This is a genomic window from Bradyrhizobium centrolobii (genome assembly GCF_001641635.1).
In the GTDB taxonomy this organism is placed as follows: domain Bacteria; phylum Pseudomonadota; class Alphaproteobacteria; order Rhizobiales; family Xanthobacteraceae; genus Bradyrhizobium; species Bradyrhizobium centrolobii.
In genome coordinates, this window is the sequence record NZ_LUUB01000040.1 from 79,685 (window position 1) to 95,626 (window position 15,942).

15 protein-coding genes and 1 pseudogene are annotated in these 15,942 nt (G+C 60.2%); 12 read left to right on the forward strand and 4 right to left on the reverse strand.

What is annotated here, in order from left to right; all coding sequences use genetic code 11:
- Positions 1-85: 85 nt before the first annotated feature.
- Both AYJ54_RS52215 and AYJ54_RS10710 read left to right on the forward strand, forming a co-directional pair.
- Positions 86-292 (forward strand): helix-turn-helix domain-containing protein, encoded by a 207-nt coding sequence (locus tag AYJ54_RS52215; protein ID WP_063698888.1) that lies wholly within the window; start codon positions 86-88, stop codon positions 290-292.
- Positions 279-1,100, forward strand: a complete 822-nt coding sequence (locus AYJ54_RS10710) for a substrate-binding domain-containing protein (protein WP_430641422.1) — start codon at positions 279-281, stop codon at positions 1,098-1,100. The genes AYJ54_RS52215 and AYJ54_RS10710 overlap by 14 nt, the downstream gene beginning before the upstream one ends.
- A 319-nt stretch (positions 1,101-1,419) precedes the next feature.
- On the opposite strand, the gene AYJ54_RS47025 is transcribed toward AYJ54_RS10710, so the two are convergent.
- Together AYJ54_RS47025 and AYJ54_RS10720 are read right to left on the reverse strand one after the other, a co-directional pair.
- Positions 1,420-1,758, reverse strand: coding sequence for a cupin domain-containing protein (locus AYJ54_RS47025; protein ID WP_082905592.1), 339 nt, complete (start codon positions 1,756-1,758; stop codon positions 1,420-1,422).
- A 42-nt stretch (positions 1,759-1,800) separates the two neighbouring features.
- Complete coding sequence (locus AYJ54_RS10720) at positions 1,801-2,778, reverse strand: Bug family tripartite tricarboxylate transporter substrate binding protein (RefSeq protein WP_082905593.1); 978 nt, start codon at positions 2,776-2,778, stop codon at positions 1,801-1,803.
- Between the two features lie 128 nt (positions 2,779-2,906).
- Between AYJ54_RS10720 and AYJ54_RS10725 the strand changes: the two genes are divergently transcribed.
- The 4 genes from AYJ54_RS10725 to AYJ54_RS10735 all read left to right on the forward strand — a co-directional run bounded on the left by AYJ54_RS10725 (position 2,907) and on the right by AYJ54_RS10735 (position 9,343).
- Complete coding sequence (locus AYJ54_RS10725) at positions 2,907-3,869, forward strand: LysR family transcriptional regulator (RefSeq protein ID WP_082905594.1); 963 nt, start codon at positions 2,907-2,909, stop codon at positions 3,867-3,869.
- An 879-nt stretch (positions 3,870-4,748) separates the two neighbouring features.
- The gene (locus AYJ54_RS52220) at positions 4,749-4,892 is read left to right on the forward strand and encodes a cupin domain-containing protein (RefSeq protein ID WP_245328980.1); all 144 of its coding nucleotides are present in this window, start codon (positions 4,749-4,751) and stop codon (positions 4,890-4,892) included.
- 827 nt (positions 4,893-5,719) lie between these two features.
- Entirely contained in the window at positions 5,720-6,001 is a 282-nt protein-coding gene (locus AYJ54_RS10730; RefSeq protein ID WP_063698891.1) for a hypothetical protein, read from the forward strand.
- 378 nt (positions 6,002-6,379) lie between these two features.
- Positions 6,380-9,343: a CHASE domain-containing protein gene (locus AYJ54_RS10735; protein ID WP_063698892.1), complete on the forward strand. Its 2,964-nt coding sequence runs from the start codon at positions 6,380-6,382 to the stop codon at positions 9,341-9,343.
- Between the two features lie 150 nt (positions 9,344-9,493).
- On the opposite strand, the pseudogene AYJ54_RS53970 reads toward AYJ54_RS10735, so the two are convergent.
- Positions 9,494-10,110: pseudogene (locus AYJ54_RS53970) on the reverse strand (class I SAM-dependent methyltransferase).
- Between the two features lie 178 nt (positions 10,111-10,288).
- On the opposite strand from AYJ54_RS53970, the gene AYJ54_RS10740 reads away from it, so the two are divergent.
- A complete protein-coding gene (locus tag AYJ54_RS10740; RefSeq protein ID WP_136623603.1) occupies positions 10,289-12,199 on the forward strand; it encodes a cytochrome c/FTR1 family iron permease in 1,911 nt (636 codons plus the stop codon).
- A 34-nt stretch (positions 12,200-12,233) separates the two neighbouring features.
- On the opposite strand, the gene AYJ54_RS10745 is transcribed toward AYJ54_RS10740, so the two are convergent.
- Positions 12,234-12,665: a MerR family transcriptional regulator gene (locus AYJ54_RS10745; protein WP_063698894.1), complete on the reverse strand. Its 432-nt coding sequence runs from the start codon at positions 12,663-12,665 to the stop codon at positions 12,234-12,236.
- Between the two features lie 104 nt (positions 12,666-12,769).
- Between AYJ54_RS10745 and AYJ54_RS10750 the strand changes: the two genes are divergently transcribed.
- The 5 genes from AYJ54_RS10750 to merB all read left to right on the forward strand — a co-directional run bounded on the left by AYJ54_RS10750 (position 12,770) and on the right by merB (position 15,778).
- The gene (locus AYJ54_RS10750) at positions 12,770-13,102 is read left to right on the forward strand and encodes a mercuric transporter MerT family protein (protein ID WP_082905597.1); all 333 of its coding nucleotides are present in this window, start codon (positions 12,770-12,772) and stop codon (positions 13,100-13,102) included.
- A gap of 13 nt (positions 13,103-13,115) precedes the next feature.
- Positions 13,116-13,400 (forward strand): mercury resistance system periplasmic binding protein MerP, encoded by a 285-nt coding sequence (gene merP, locus AYJ54_RS10755; protein ID WP_063698896.1) that lies wholly within the window; start codon positions 13,116-13,118, stop codon positions 13,398-13,400.
- Between the two features lie 62 nt (positions 13,401-13,462).
- Entirely contained in the window at positions 13,463-14,806 is a 1,344-nt protein-coding gene (locus AYJ54_RS10760) for a dihydrolipoyl dehydrogenase family protein (protein ID WP_063698897.1), read from the forward strand.
- A 9-nt stretch (positions 14,807-14,815) separates the two neighbouring features.
- Positions 14,816-15,031: a GDCCVxC domain-containing (seleno)protein gene (locus AYJ54_RS53460; protein WP_082905598.1), complete on the forward strand. Its 216-nt coding sequence runs from the start codon at positions 14,816-14,818 to the stop codon at positions 15,029-15,031.
- A gap of 96 nt (positions 15,032-15,127) precedes the next feature.
- Positions 15,128-15,778, forward strand: a complete 651-nt coding sequence (gene merB / locus AYJ54_RS10765) for an organomercurial lyase MerB (protein ID WP_063698898.1) — start codon at positions 15,128-15,130, stop codon at positions 15,776-15,778.
- The last annotated feature ends 164 nt before the right edge of the window (positions 15,779-15,942 follow it).

Here is a 15,942-nt window from a genome sequence, read left to right on the forward strand (position 1 = left end):
TGATCGTTTCAGCGCCGCGGGGTGCGCGGCTTTCCGAAGCATCTTCGCCTGCAACGGTTAGGGGAATTCCCAAAGAAGCTTAAACATGTTAGGCAATTTCCTTATGCCAAGGCTCGTGCAATGGGAGCAACAAATCGGCCGGCGACTCCGGCTGCGTGATCTGTTCGTGTTCTTCACAGTGGTCGAATATGGCAGCATGGCCAAGGCTGCCGACAAGCTCGGCGTATCGACCCCCCTCGATTTCGGAAGTAATCGCCTCGCTGGAACACGCGCTCGGAGTGCGGCTGCTTGACCGGACCCCAAAGGGGATCACGATGACCCCCTATGCCGAGGCCCTAATGGTGCGAGGCCGGGCTGCGTTCGATGAACTGCGGCAGGGGATCAGGGATATCGAGTTCATCGGCGATCCTAGCACAGGCGAGCTGACAATCGGATGCCCGGAGTCGATTGCGGCGGGATTCCTGATCCCGGTGCTCGAGCGATTTTCGAAGGACCATCCACGCGTGAGGGTGCATGTGGTGCCGGTTCGCACGCCGACGGTGGAATTTCCGGAGCTCCTCGAACGCAAGATCGATCTGGCCTTCGCCCGCCTAGCGACGAATCCTGTGCAGGGCCGCCTCAGCGAAGAGCTGGACGCGGAAGTGCTGTTCAACGATCGATACTACGTCGTCGTCGGCGAGAACAGCAGGTGGGCGCGGCGCAAGGTCGGACTTGCGGACCTGGTGGATGCGCCCTGGATCATGACGCCGCTCGATGCGTTGGGTGATACGTTCGTAGGCGGCTCGTTCACAAGGCGCGGACTGAAGGCGCCGAACCCGATGATCACGACATTCTCGATCCATCTACGCAACCATCTCGTCGGGAGCGGTGAGTTCATTACCGCCTTGCCCGGCTCGGTGTTTCGGGTCTACCGCAGGCTCCACGGCCTCAAGGAGCTGCCGATCGACCTGTCGGTTCGTCCGCCGGTGGCGATCGTCACGCTCCGGAACCGGACCCTCACTCCCACGGTGCAGTCATTCATCCGGCGCGCACGTGACATCGCGCGGTCCTTCGTGCCGGGAGCGCCTACGCAAAACACGAAGCGGCGCCGCCTCGAATAGGCTCTCCCCTCACTTTCGTCGAGATATCGCTTTCACTCCGGTGCCGGCCGTTGCCGCTTCGCCGAAACCTCCCTAGAGCTAGGACGGTAGGATCGGACAAGATCGTACCGTTGCCGCTCGGAGCGCATGATAGGCCGCTCCGTCATAGCGCCACGGCGAAGCAATAGTGCCCATCTTCAACCGCCGTGGCGCGCCATCGTACGATTTTTTGCGGCATGGTGCCGATTGGCGCGCAAGCGCCGCATTGCGCCGTCGATTGCCGTAGGTGGAATTTGCTGCCGGCCGCCTCCGCATGGCACGCACGTCGGAGTGTCGCCCGTTAGGGAAGGCCGACGAAGTCGTAATTGCCCAATCCTTGCAAAACGAGGAACACCGCGGAACTATCTCCGTCATTCGTGACTCGGTGCGGTCGGCCTGGACGTACGACGAAAGTTTGGCCCACGCCAAGACACACCTGCTCGTTCGGATCGCTCGTGGTGACGCGGATTTTGCCACTGATCACATAAAAGGTGTCTTGAACTTCGTTGTGATAATGCCAGGGCACTTCTTGCGTTGGGCCGATCTGCAGTTCGGCGATCCGGAAACCAGGCCTCGCCGCGTAATATAAGCGGCGTTCGACTTCATAGATTCGGCTCGCATCTTTCACTGCATGCTGCATGTCACTTTCCCTTCACGGCCCCAATAACAACGTGAATTGAGTTCATTCCACTGGCTTGATACGTGCGTCGCGAATGACCTTTGACCAGCGGGCTACTTCCGATTTGATCTGTGCGGCAAAGCTTGCTGGCGTATTGACGACTGGTTCGAGGCCCAATGACGTCAGCCGGTCCCGAATTTCAGGCAATGCGACGATGTCTGCTATTTCGCGATACCAGCGATCAACGATATCCTGCGGTGTGCCAGCGGGAAATAGAATGCCTTGCATGAAGGTTGACTCTTGATCTCCGAATCCGGCCTCGGCCATGGTCGGAACCTCCGGAAGGAGTTTCGATCTCGAGTTGCTAGTGATCGCTAATCCGCGCAGCTTGCCTTCTTTGATGAAAGTGACCGCTGCCGGCAGAGAAATGAACGCAATCGGGACGTGCCCGCCAATCGCCGACATCATCGCAGCGGAGGCGCCGTTGAACGGGACGTGTACGAGATCGAGACCGGCTGCAAGCTTGAACATTTCGCCGGCAAGATGTGATGACTGCCCGGTACCTGCCGAAGCATAGCTGTATTTTCCTGGATTTGCCCGGACGAGAGCGACGAATTCTTTGAGGCTGTTCGCCGGGAAGGACGGATGCACGAGCGGAACATGTGGCGCCGCCGCGATGACGGTGACGGGAGCAAAATCCTTCACGGGGTCGTATTGAAGTTTGGCGTAGAGACCCGGGTTTGACCAGAAGCTTGAGGTGACGACGACGAGGCTGTAGCCGTCAGCGGGTGCCCGTGCTGCCGTAGCGGTGCCGACGTTGCCTGCGCCGGCGGGAATGTTTTCGACATAGAGCGTTTGCCCCCAATGCTCGGATATTTTGGCTGCGATTATGCGGGCGACAGCATCGTTCGGACCTCCTGGCGCGTACGGCACAATGATGCGAACGGGGCGAGCCGGATAGGATTGCGACCATACCGGTCCCGATAATGTTTCGATGAAAGCGGCCGCGGACAGGCTCAAAAACTCTCGACGGGCCATCATTTTGCTGGCCTCCTGTTCAGTCGGTTCCTCGGCGTGCGCCTTGAACCGGCGGATTCGTCATTGCTACCCTAGTTGGCTGGCCTATAAAATGAATCCTGTTTTTGCCTCTAGCCGCATAGGCGCTACTTATGGCCGGCGTGACGATGGAATGGGAAAGTCGTCTCGGGCGCCGCCTGCGGGTGCGGGACCTCTACATTCTTTCGACCGTGGTGAAATGCGGCGGCATGGCAAAGGCTGCTCGTGAGCTCGCAATGACCCAACCGGCAGTCTCGGATGCCATCGCCAATCTCGAACATTTGTTGCGTGTTCGTCTGCTAGACCGTAGCCCGCGCGGAATAATGCCGACGCATTACGCTGACGCGCTGCTCAAGCGCGCATCGACCGTATTTGACGAACTCAAGCAGGGCGTCCGAGACATCGAATTTTTGGCTGACCCAACTGGCGGTGATGTCAGGGTTGGATGCGCTGAATCGTTCATGGCTGGGTTGTTGCCGGCAATTATCGAAAAGCTGGCGCAGCGGTATCCGAAGATCACGGTTCATGCGGAATACGCGCAGCACGCAACGACCGAATTCAGAGAACTTCGAGAACGCAACGTTGACTTGGTAATCGGACGGATTTCCGAGCCTTTCCCTCACGACGATCTCAATACAGAGGCTCTTTACGAGGAGCAGTATTATGTCGTTGTGGGTGCTCAGAACCCCTGGGCGCGGCGCCGTAAGGTCTCTTTGGGAGATCTGGCGAATGAACCGTGGATTCACATGCCGCCAAATAACATCATTAGCGAGTTGATCTCTGCCGCATTCGCGAAGCAAAAGGTTCCGGTCCCGCAGGAAAGAGTAGCGTCATTGTCGATGCACTTACGAACACAGTTGGTTGCCAATGCCGGCTTTATCACGATCATGCCCAATTCAATGTTTCAATTTAATGCCCAGCGATGGCGTCTAAAGGCACTCCCGATTGATCTTGGGATCAAACGACGAAACGTCTCAATCGTTACACTCAAATACCGGACGCTGAACTCGGTGGTTCAGGTGTTCATTGAGCATGCGCGTTTGGTCTCCAGGCAACTACGTCAAGAAACCAAGTAGCCACCTCTGCTTCTGGCCCATCACGTCGATCCGGGCATTGATCGAAACGGCCGCTATGGTGACCGGACAACCCGGCGAAATCGGGGGAAACAGCGCCCGTGAGGCGTAGCGCAAGATCGCAGTGCATCGCAGCTTTACCGATTGGAGCGCTAAGCCGGCTGCGGCATCATAGCGCCACGACGAAAGAGTAGTGCCCATCTTCATCGGCCGTGGCGCGCCAAAAACATCGATGCGCGGTCTCGGTTGTCTGCTGACTATCAAAGCGAAGTGATCACGGACCCACCAAGAATCGGATACGCAGACGCAAGACTCGCGGCTCAGATCCCCGCCCGTGAGCTTTGCGCCCCATGACGAGATCGGCAGTCGAAGGGATCAGCTGTACAACGCTATCTGCTTGATAGGTTCAAATCAGGGACCTGCTCAAATCAGAACTTGCGGGGGATATTAGGGCACTTACCGGTCGTCGGATCGGGTGCTCTGGCGTCAAAGATCGGGCTGTTTCGTGCTGTGGCGTAGGGGCGCCACGGTCGATGAAGATGGGCACTACTGCTTCGCCGTCGCGCTATGATGCCACGGCCGGCTAAGCGCTCCAATCGGCAAGGCCGTGACGCCCCGCGATCCTGCGCACGCCTCACGCGCGCTGTTTCTCCCGATCTCGCCCAGTAGTCCGGTCATCCCTCGATAGCGGTTGTTTCGATCAATGCCCTAATCGACGTGATGGGCACAACACGCGACATCGGATACCAAAAGGTCACCCAACCGAGGCCGCACGCCGATGATCCATCCTATGTGCCATTTTCCGCCGGCTAATGGATCAGCGGGCTATTCCAGACGCGGCATAATGACCATTACGAAGAGACGATTTACGGCATCGACGGGATGTTGACCTGGACCGTCAACGGGAAACAGGTCGACGTTGGGCCCGGGCAGGCGTTATGCATTCCGCGCGGCGCCATTCACCGGTTTGAGAATCACGGAGGTCAAGACGTGAGGGCGCTCTGTGTGATTACGCAGCCGCGATAGGCCCGCATATTTCCGCGAGTCTGCTGAGGTGATCAACGGGGCGGCCGGCGGACCGCCGGACCGAGCAAAGATGGCGGAAATCATGCGTCGCCATGGCCTCATGCCGGCTCCGCCTGAGGCGTAGCGACGCCTGCGGCGCTGTAACTGGTGGTCTAACCAATTTCCCAAATGGGCTGCGTCGCAATTGCGATCGCTTCCCCCTGCGCGTGGAAGGCAGCCTTTTCATCGCCGCGGTAAAGAAGCAGATGAGCGGCATGCGTCAGAGCATAAGCCAGTCTGTGCGAGTGGCGGCATGACGGAAGGCCACAGGTCTTGGCATCGCGACCTAGCTCAGATTATCGCAGAAGATCGAAGGCCAGTGCGTCCTCGGCAGTGCTGCCGAACGAGCGTCCAAGGGAGGCAACAGGTGCAGATGCAGCCCATCATTCACGGCTGCGCTCTGGCTGTCGCGACTACTCCTTGCGAGTGCCTCGCCTGATTGGCCGCTCCTGAAGAGGGGCCGAGGCAACTCCACCAGGAAATCGACGAACGCGTACCTTGGGCCGATTGCTCGGAAACAGCACGTGGATGTCGTCGCCCGGAAGAAACCAGTCGAGATCTGAGCAGACCAGGTGGCTCTAAGCAATGTCGTCGGCGCACAGGATCAGTGGAGCCAGCCCACACCGGCGCCAGCGAGCAGTGCACCGGTGCCTGCATGTCCTAAATTCACTTCCGGGCCAAACTGGCGTCTGCTAATGTATCAGCATCACCGGCAACGGCCGTGTCCGTAGGCGTCGGTGGCTGAGAGACTGATTGCGCTCCCGCCTGCATAGCCGGGGGAGTGCGACATGCCGGTCGATCATCCTTACCTCAACCGGATTTTGGCCGAGAGCTCACGGATCAGAGAGCTTGTTGCCCAAACCCATCAGCTCATTGCCACAACAAGAGAGCTGCTGTCCGCGCCCGCGCCGAACTCATTTTTGGGCCGGAAAACCCAGGATCCGTTTCCGAAGGAAAAACGACCTTCTTTGCTCAAACCATTAGCATCCGTCATTCATCCGAAGAGGTGGGTGACAGACAATCTGATGCAGACCGATTCCGCGAACAAGCTGATGAGTGCCGCCGATTAGCGGCCAAGGCCACAAATCCAATTGGATATTGAAGCTTGGCTGCGGCTTGCCGATTGGCTCAAGCTCGCTGAAGAAGCCGAAAAGAGGGGATCGCCCGGGCTGTAGGAAATTGCAGGCACGGGCCCGACGCGAGCCTAAGTGGGCGCGGACAGATTAGGCGGAGCGACGGACACAATTGGGGGGAGCGGAACTTCCATGGAACTTTCTAGCCAATCTGAGGTTTCCCCTAGTTGTTCCACGGGGAGGGTAATCCGCAATGCATTGTCGGGTATTGTTTACCGCGCCGCCCCCTGCCGCGCCCAACACAAATGGACGGCAGGAAATCCCGCAAGTGTCGTCTAGCCATTCTGTCTGATCGAGCCGACGGGCTCCAGACCGATGCTGCAGGACAACCACTGGGGGACGGCAGCACGGAAGCTGCTTCTTCTCTATGCCGCTCTACCGGCCGCGTACATCATCACCGGCCGGCTAGGGCTGTTGCTTGCAATATCGCCTGGCTACGCAACCGCCGCTTTCCTGCCCGCCGGCATTGCTGTTGCTGCGGCGTTCATTGCCGGCATCGCGACGTTGCCAGGCACATTTATTGGGTCGTTTCTGCTCAACGTCTGGATCGGCTTCGCCGTTGGCGAGGAGTTTGGCCTCACTGCAATTATCGTCGCCGCGGCGATCGCAGCAGCCTCCACCCTGCAGGCGGCCATTGGCGGTCAAGTGCTCCGGCGCGCGATTGGCTATCCAGCTCCATTGGACAATCCGCGCGACATCGCGATGTTCTTGGTGCTGTCGCCGCTGGTTTGCCTGACAAGCGCAACGATTTCGATCGCCGCGATCCTGATGATCGGCGTCATCGAATCGAACGCCATTGTGATCAACTGGATGACTTGGTGGGTCGGCGACACGCTCGGCGTTCTGGTCGGACTACCCCTGATGCTGGTGCTGGCCGGACAGCCGCAGACACTGTGGCGTCTTCGCTTCTGGTACGTCGCCGTCCCAATGATCTTCTGCTTCGCAATATTCGTTGCCATCTTTATCAGGGTCAGAAGCTGGGAAGAAACGCAGTCCTTGACCGAGTTTCAAGTGCGTTCACAACGGCTCGCCGACTTGGTAAAGGAAGAGCTGGAGGAGCAGACCTTGTTTCTCGAACAGCTGTCCGGCGCCTTCACCAACCGTTCGGTAGCTGTCGATCGCACCGAGTTTCGCGGCCTAGTTCAGGCGCTATTGCGGCGCTTTCCCACCATCCAGGGCGTGGAATGGGCGCCCCGCATCACCGCCGCCGAACGATCGGCCTTTGAGGCCTCCCAGCGGGCGAAGATGCCCGGCTTTGAGATTCGTGATCGCACCACAACAGGAAAAATGCGATCAGCGCCCGAGCGTGGCGAATATTATCCCGTGACTTACATCGAGCCGCTTTCTGGAAACGAAATCGCCGCGGGATTCGATCTCGCCTCCGATCCATCGCGACGGACGGCGATCGCGGCCTCGATCGGCAGCGGCAAGGTCGTTGCAACTGAGCCCATGCGGTTGGTCCAGGAAAGGGCCGAGCAGGCCGGCATTCTGCTGATCCGCGCCGTGCCGGGCGGTCCGACCGGGCCCGGCGTCGTCCTGGTCGTACTACGGATGGGCTCGTTCGTTGGCGCCCTGGCTGCTCCATTGCAATCGACCCTGGCGCTGCGGTTGATCGACGTTAGTAGCCGGCAGGTCCTGTTTGATGGCTTGCTCACATCCGTGCCGGCGTACGAGACGATCCTGGAATTCGGCACGCGCCGATTTCTCGTGCAGACGGCGCCGTCGGCGAGCTATATCGCCGCGCATCCACGTTGGCAGAGCTGGTTTGTACTCGCCGGAGGCGTCCTGGGCACCGGTCTCCTTGGTGCCCTTCTCATGCTCGGAACGGGACACGCATATCGCATCCGCGCCAAGGAACAGGAGCTGGAAGCGATCATCGACCGGACGCCGTTCATGCTGACGCGGTGCAGCCGCGATCTGCGTTACCGCTTCATCAGCCAATCCTACGCAAACATGATCGACCGCCGACCCGAAGATGTGGTCGGCAAACCGATCGTCGAGATCATGGGAGAGGAGGGTTTTGCAGCGATTCTTCCCCACGTGGAAAAGGTTCTGCGTGGAGAGCGGGCTGAATACGAGAGCGAGGTCAACTATCATGGCGTTGGAAAGCGCATGGTGCGCGTCGTGTACACGCCTGACAAAACAGAGCAAGGAATTATAGAAGGCTGGATTGCCTCGATGATTGACGTGACTGAGCACAGGCGCGCCGAAACGCAACGGGATTTGTTGATCGCTGAAGTGAACCATCGAGTGAAAAATACCCTCGCCACCGTCATCTCGATCGCTCGCCAGTCGTTCAAGGGACAGCAGCCCGTCGATGCCTCAATTCGGTCCTTCGACAACCGCATCCGAGCGCTTGCCCAGACACATAGCCGACTGGCGGAGGCGAACTGGTCCGGTGTCGCGCTGAAAGCGATCATCGACGATGAAATCGCTCCGTATCGGACAGACGACAACGTGCATATGGCGGGACCGGACCTGAAGTTAACTCCAAAATGTGCGCTTAACCTCGGCATGGCCTTCCATGAACTTGCGACCAATGCCGCCAAATACGGCGCGTTGTCTGCGAAAGGAGGATCTATCAAGGTTATCTGGGAGATCAGTCCGTTTGACAACGAAGTTCTTTTGAGGTGGATAGAATTTGGCGGTCCCAAGGTAAGCATCCCTCAACGAAGTGGCTTTGGTCGGCTGCTTCTGGAAAAGGCACTGCCGTCGAATCTCAATGGCACCGTCAGGCTGGATTTCCGTGAGGGTGGCCTAGCTTGCCTCATCACCTTCCCGCTGGACACGCAGATAGAGAAAGCGGCTGCAGAGCTCAGTCCCCATGCAGCTAACCGGCTATCGGCTTCCGGGGCGCAGCCGGCACGGAGCTCCAAGCGCCTTCTAGCCGGAGCTCATGTGCTTCTTGTCGAGGATGAGGCCTTGTTGGCGATTGAGCTCGAGGGGCTCTTCAAATCACAGGCTTGCCATGTCATCGGCCCGTTCGGGGATCTCACTGAAGCGACGCAAGTGGCACGGCGGGAAACGATCGACGTCGCGATCCTGGACACCAATTTGAACGGTGAGATGGTCTATCCATTGGCCGAAGACCTACTGACGCGTCGAATTCCGTTCCTCTTCCTCACGGGATACGACGCTTGCAACCTTCCGGAGCAATTCCGCAGCATGCTACGCGTGTCGAAGCCGTTCGATCGTGCCGACCTGATCAAGCGAGTTCAGATGCTGATGGTCGGAACGGCGGATCGCGTCTGCGAGGAGCGGGTCGCGAAAGCAAAATGAAGCACGCATCGGGTTGCAGCGCAGGTGAGGTCGGCTGCAATTTCTGCATCTGACTGGACTTACATCGGCGCCACGGCTCAGGCCTGCTCCAAAGCAAAACCGCCGCTCGCAGCCTCCCTACCCCTCGTCGCAATGAGAAACTGCAGGTCGCTAAAACCCAATGATCCGGCCTTGAGATCCGACAATCCATTTTCGTGGACAATTGGAATGAGACCGAAGACATCGAAATTGCGGTGAGCGCGCAAGTGCCCCAATCAGGTTGTGCCTTTCTTGTTTCGAACCACCGAAATCGATCAACAGCAAACGGCCGTTCGGCTCGAGCACGCGCACGATTTCCCGGATGCAGAGATGTCGCGCCTTATCTGAAAGGTAGTGGAAGTCGGTCGTGCTCAGCACGGCATCGAAGGTCGCTTGGGAGAACGGCAGTGCCCCGCATCAGCGATCCGAAAGTCGATTTCGGCGCCTGCCCTTGTTGCCTTTCTGCGCGCGCGAGAGACCATCGCGCGAGACGCGTCCAGCCCGAACACCTGGCCTGTCGGTCCAACTCGCCGCTTGGCAACAATGGCTAGTGTCCCTGTACCGGAGCCGACATCCAGCACCGCTTCGCCAGCCGGCAGTCCGGTAAGTTCAACCGTCTTCCGGCGATAGAGGCGCTCGGATCCGCGCCAAATGATGTTTAGCAGAAGATCGCAGGCGAAGGCCCATCGGAACAGTTTGTCATTCCGCCGCGCATTAGCTGCGCTGGTCGCTTCATTAGCCGCGGTCATTGCGGCGAGCGCGTTACCGCCGCGAGTAGGTCGGCGGAAGCCTCAAAAGAAGTTGATCTGGAGCGGAATTAGAACGCCTCAAATTGCAGCGACCCGACAGCGGCGGTACGACCATCGTCGGACCCAACTTTCGATGTGGCATTCCGTGAGTCTGCTATCCTTACCGTCGCGTCTCGCAATGCTCGCCATGCTGCTGGCTCTGGTTGTCGTTGGCGCAGCGAGGGCCGAGACGAGCGACGTCGAAACGACGTGGCGGCTGCTGGATTATATCGCGGTGGACTACGCCGGCGCCGTGTCGCACGGCACGGTCTTAAGTCCTTCCGAATATGCCGAGCAGAACGAGTTCGCAGCGACCGTTGCCGCGAAACTCGCGGCGCTGCCATCCAAGCCGGAACGGCAGGCCCTTCTGACCGAAGCTGCCCGTCTACAGCATGCCATCGCCAACAAGGCCGACGCGGAGCAGGTCGCTGGGATCGCGCACGGTCTGGCCGCCGCGCTGCTTGCGGCCTATCCCGTGCCGCTGGCGCCGAACAAGGTTCCGAACTTCGTGCGCGGTGCGGCGCTGTTCGGCCAGAACTGCGCAGCCTGCCATGGCGAAGCCGGCGACGGTCACGGACCCGATGCCGCAAAGCTGGATACTCCTCCCATCGCGTTCACTGACGCGGACCGCGCACGTCAACGTAGCGTATTCGGCCTCTACCAGGTGATCACCCAAGGTCTCGACGGCACCGCGATGCCGAGCTTCGACGGCCTTCCGGCCGATGATCGCTGGGCCCTGGCATTCTACGCCGGTCATTTCGCCTTTCCGGACGCCGCTGCGGCGGAGGGGGAGCGGCTTTGGAAGCAGGACGCTTCGCTTCATGAGCTCTTGCCCGATCTGAAGACTCTCGTCGGTGCGACGCCCGCAGCACTGGCCGGCAAGATCGGGCAAGACAAGGCGGACGCCCTCATGGCCTACTTGCGTCGCCATCCCGACGCGGTGGGACAGCAAAGCGGATCTCTGTCGCTGGTTCGCGGCCACCTGGCCGAAAGTCTCGCGGCCTATCGTACGGGGGACCGGCAGCGCGCCGGCGAGTTGGCTTTATCCGCCTATCTCGATGGCTTCGAGCCGATAGAGCCCACGCTGGCCGCCCGTGATCGTACGCTCATGGAGCGGATCGAGGGTGCGATGGGCGAGTACCGCGCCGCCATCCAAAGCGGAGAGACTGCTGATGCGCTCGCCGATCGCGTGCAGGTCCTGGACGACCTTCTCGACGACGCGGAAGCTGCACTATCTCCTGACGCCGCAAGCGCTCTGTCGACGTTCCTCGGCGCCGCGACGATCCTGCTGCGCGAGGGTCTGGAAGCGCTGCTGATCGTGGTGGCCATGATCGCCTTTCTCCGCAAGGCCGAGCGGATGGAGGTCATGCCCTACGTCCACGCTGGTTGGGTCGGCGCTCTCGTAGCCGGCTTCCTAACTTGGGTCGTCGCGACCTGGGTCATCGGGATCAGCGGTGCGAGCCGAGAATTGACGGAAGGCTTCGGGTCGGTCTTCGCGGCGGTCATTTTGCTCTCGGTCGGCATCTGGATGCACGGCAAGGCGCAGGCCGATCAATGGCAACGCTACATACGGGAAAAGATGGCGAAGGCGTTATCCGGCGGTTCGGCCTGGTTTCTGTTCGGGCTCACCTTCATCGTCGTCTACCGGGAGGTGTTCGAGACCATCCTCTTCTATGCGGCGCTGTGGAGCCAGGGAAGCGGCGGCGCCATACTCGCGGGCGCCTTGAGCGCTTGCGCCGCGCTGGCGGTTATCGCGTGGGCGATACTGCGCTACAGCCGGCGGCTGCCGATCGGCAAGTTCTTCACCTACAGTTCGTGGCTGATGGCAGTCCTCACGGTCGTTCTCGCGGGCAAAGGCATTGCGGCTCTGCAAGAGGCCGGTATCGTCAGCATCGTACCGTTACGCTCGGTGCCACGGATCTCGTTGGTTGGTCTGTTCCCGACCACGCAAACGGTCGCGGCGCAGGTGCTCATGATTGCGGCCCTGGCCCTAGGCTTCGCCCTCAATCGTCGAAAAGTCACATCAAGCAATGGGCGCGAAGTCGGTTAGCGCGGGCCCAGATTCGGACCGCGCGGCTCAACAACTACTTGGAGCGCTGGACATCGAGAATATCCAGTACCGGGCACTCGGGCGCTGTGGTGCCGGTGCACTGGGCGACGGTTTTCGTCAGCAAGCGCTCGAGCTTGCGGAGGTCATTGATCTTGGCGCGGATGTCATCGAGATGGTGTGCGGCAATCTCCCGGACTTCGCGGCAAGAGGCTTTTTCCGGGCCGCCGAGCCGCAGCAAGGCGCGTATCTCGTCCAGCGAAAACCCCAGTTCGCGCGAACGCCGCACGAAGGCGAGAATGCGCCGTTCCATCGGACCGTACATGCGACGCCCGTTCTCAGCGCGCGAGGGTATGGGCAGTACTTTGATTTTTTCATAGTAGCGGATGGTCTCGATGTTGACGCCGGTAAGCTGTGACAGCTTGCCGATAGTCAGCCCGTCCCCTCGCGCAGCCGTGATCGCACCCATGGAAAGTCTCCTTGATCCTGTGGTCGCTACAGGATGTAGCCTCGTTTGCATGACAATCAAGCAAGACGACATCGTCGACGGTTCGGAAACGCGGAACGAGGCTGATGGCTGCAGGCGGCCTGCTAGGCGCGCTCGCCGCCTCGTCGTGCTGCATCCTGCCGGTGGTCCTGTTCAGTCTCGGAATTAGCGGCGCTTGGATCGGCAATTTCACGCAACTTGCGCCGTACCAACCGTACTTTCTCGCGGCGACAGCTGTGTTTCTCGGAACCGGCTATTGGCTTGTCCATCGCGCCTCGAAACGTGCGTGCATCGATGGCGAAGCCTGCGTCCGTCCTTTGCCGAACCGGGTGGTCAAGATCGTGCTCGTCGCGGCAACAGTCCTGGTTGTCGCTGCCCTCGGGTTCGATTTCCTGGCGCCACTGTTTTTCAACGCATGAACGGAAGGTTCCCATGAAGAAGCTGCTGATGCCCACTGCATTCACGCTTTGCCTGTTTGCGTCTTCCGCCGCGTTGGCGGCCGACAAGACGATTACACTTGCAGTGAAGAACATGTATTGCGCGGCGTGCCCTCACACCGTGAAAGCAAGCCTTGAAGCGGTGCCTGGCGTGAGCAAAGTCGCCGTGTCCTACAAGGACAAGACTGCAACCGTGACATTTGACGACGCGAAGACTGGTGTGAACGCGCTGACAGCCGCCACCACCAACGCTGGTTATCCCTCCGCTCCCAAGGGTTAGCGGCGGCGATCGAAACGGCCAGTGCGGATGATCACCAGCGCAGGACTGCGCGGAGGTGACGCATGAATACCTACGATCTCATCGTGATAGGCAGCGGAACCGCGGCTCAGGTGGCCGCAAGCCGCGTCCGCAAAGCCGGACGTTCAGTGGCTGTCATCGACCACCGCCCATTCGGCGGCACCTGCGCCTTACGCGGCTGCGATCCCAAGAAGATGCTGGTCAGCGGGGCCGAAGCTGTCGACTTCGCGCGCCGCATGCGAGATCACGGCGTGTCCGGGGACCTGCACATCGACTGGAAGGACCTGATCGCCTTCAAGCGGACCTTCACCGATCCGGTGCCGAGAAAGCGCGAGGAAAACTTCGAAAGCCAAGGCATCGATGCCTTTCACGGCCTGGCCCGCTTCACCGGCCCGGATCGCGTTGCGGTGGGCGATCACACGCTCCGGGGCCGTCAGGTGTTGATTGCAACGGGCCCGCGGCCGGCCGTTCTCGATTTCGCTGGCGCCAGCCATCTCACCACCAGCGACGTCTTCATGGAGCTTGATCAGCTACCCGGGCGTATCGTGATGGTCGGCGGTGGCTACATTGCCGCGGAGTTCTCGCATATTGCGGCGCGCGCCGGCGCTCGCGTGACGGTGCTGCAGCGGGCGGCGCGGATGCTGCCGGCCTTCGACTCTGAAGTGGTTGGCTGGCTGATGGAGAGGTTTACCGAAATCGGCGTGGATGTCCGCATCGGAAATGCGGTGACTGCGATCGAACGGAGTGGGAATGACTACCGTGTGCGTGCGCTGACGCCGCAAGGCGAGGCGATCGTGACCGCGGATCTCGTGGTCCATGCCGCGGGGCGCAGGCCTGATGTCACCGAGCTCGATTTGTCTGCTGCGAATGTTGCCGTCGCGAACGGAAAGCTTCAACTCAACGATTTCCTGCAGAGCGTCTCGAACCCGATCGTCTATGCAGCGGGAGATGCCGCTGCAAGGGGTCCGCCGCTGACGCCTGTCTCGAGCTACGACGCCAAGGTGGCTGCCGGCAACATTCTGGAAGGCAATCGTTACAAGCCGGACTATCGCGGCGTCCCGAGCGTCGCGTTCACACTGCCTCCGATCGCGGCCGTCGGGCTTTCTGAAAGTGCCGCCCGGGTGCAGGCGTCAAAATTGCGTGTGAAGTCCGCAAGCGTGCCCAACTGGTATACGGCTCGCCGTGTTGCCGAATCCATCTATGGATACAAGACGCTCGTCGATGAAGGCAGCGGGCGCATTCTCGGCGCGCACCTCGTCGGGCCGTATGCCGATGAGGTCATCAACCTGTTTGCGCTTGCGATCCGGCACGATCTCACCGTCGAAGATCTCAAATCGACGATGTTTGCCTATCCAACCGGAGCCTCCGATATCGGCTCCATGCTTTAGGAAACGCTTATGATCCTTCAATCCATCATCACCTGCCCGCACTGCGCCACTGCGACGTCGGAAACCATGCCGACCGATGCCTGCCGGTTCTTTTATGAGTGCCCCGGTTGCGGAACGAAGCTGCGGCCAAAGCCAGGCGATTGCTGCGTGTTCTGCTCCTATGGCTCCGTACCCTGCCCGCCGATCCAGGCCGAGCGCTCAGGCGGCGCTAACGCAGCTCGGTGATGCGGTGGGTAGGTAGATCACGGCGGCGAGGCAGGCTGTGACGTGCGGGCGAATCTCGCTCCAGCACGCCTCATGAATTGCGAAAGGAGCACTTCTATGCGCCCCAATCCCGCATCTGCAAATCTCTCCGAGCGGCTCGTCGCCAGTGTCGCGCAAGGCGGAAGCGCCCGCACGACGCCTGGGCTTTACCGAGAGCTGCTCCGGGTCCTCTCCCGTGGAGAGCCTGTCGCCATCGAAAGACTCGCGGCAGCCGCAGGATATCCCACCGATCAGGTGCAACGCGCTGTCGCTGGCTGGAGTGACACTGAGTACGACCAGGAGGGCCGCATCATTGGCTGGGGATTAACCCTGCGTCCAACTCGGCACAAGTTCAATGTCGATGGCAAGCAGTTGTACACATGGTGTGCGCTGGACACTCTTTTCATGCCTGCCGTGATCGGCCGATCGGCCAGGGTCGAATCTCCCTGCGCGGCCACCGGCATACCGGTCCGGCTTACCGTCGATCCAACTGAGGGCATCATCGCGCTCGACCCATCCACTGCGGTCGTGTCGCTTGTCGCGCCCGAGCAGATGACGTCCGTCCGCACCGCCTTCTGCAATCCTGGCCGCTACTTTGCCACCTCTGATGCAGCGCGCGATTGGCAAAGCAAGCATCCGGGAATGGAATTGCTCAGCGTGGTCGATGCCTACCGCGCGAGCCGGCCGCTCGGCGAGATGCTTCTCGATGGGAGCGAATCGCCACTTTGAACGAGGAGCGTTGTGTCGAGCACAGGGATTTGCGCGTCACCGAAGCCGTGCAGGAATTTATTCAAGCCGCATGGAGGGATGGGCGTCCTCTGAACAAGTTTTGGCCAATACCTTCCTCACCACCCTGACATGGTGCCTCGAGAGAAGGCCGAAATTGGCGCCTT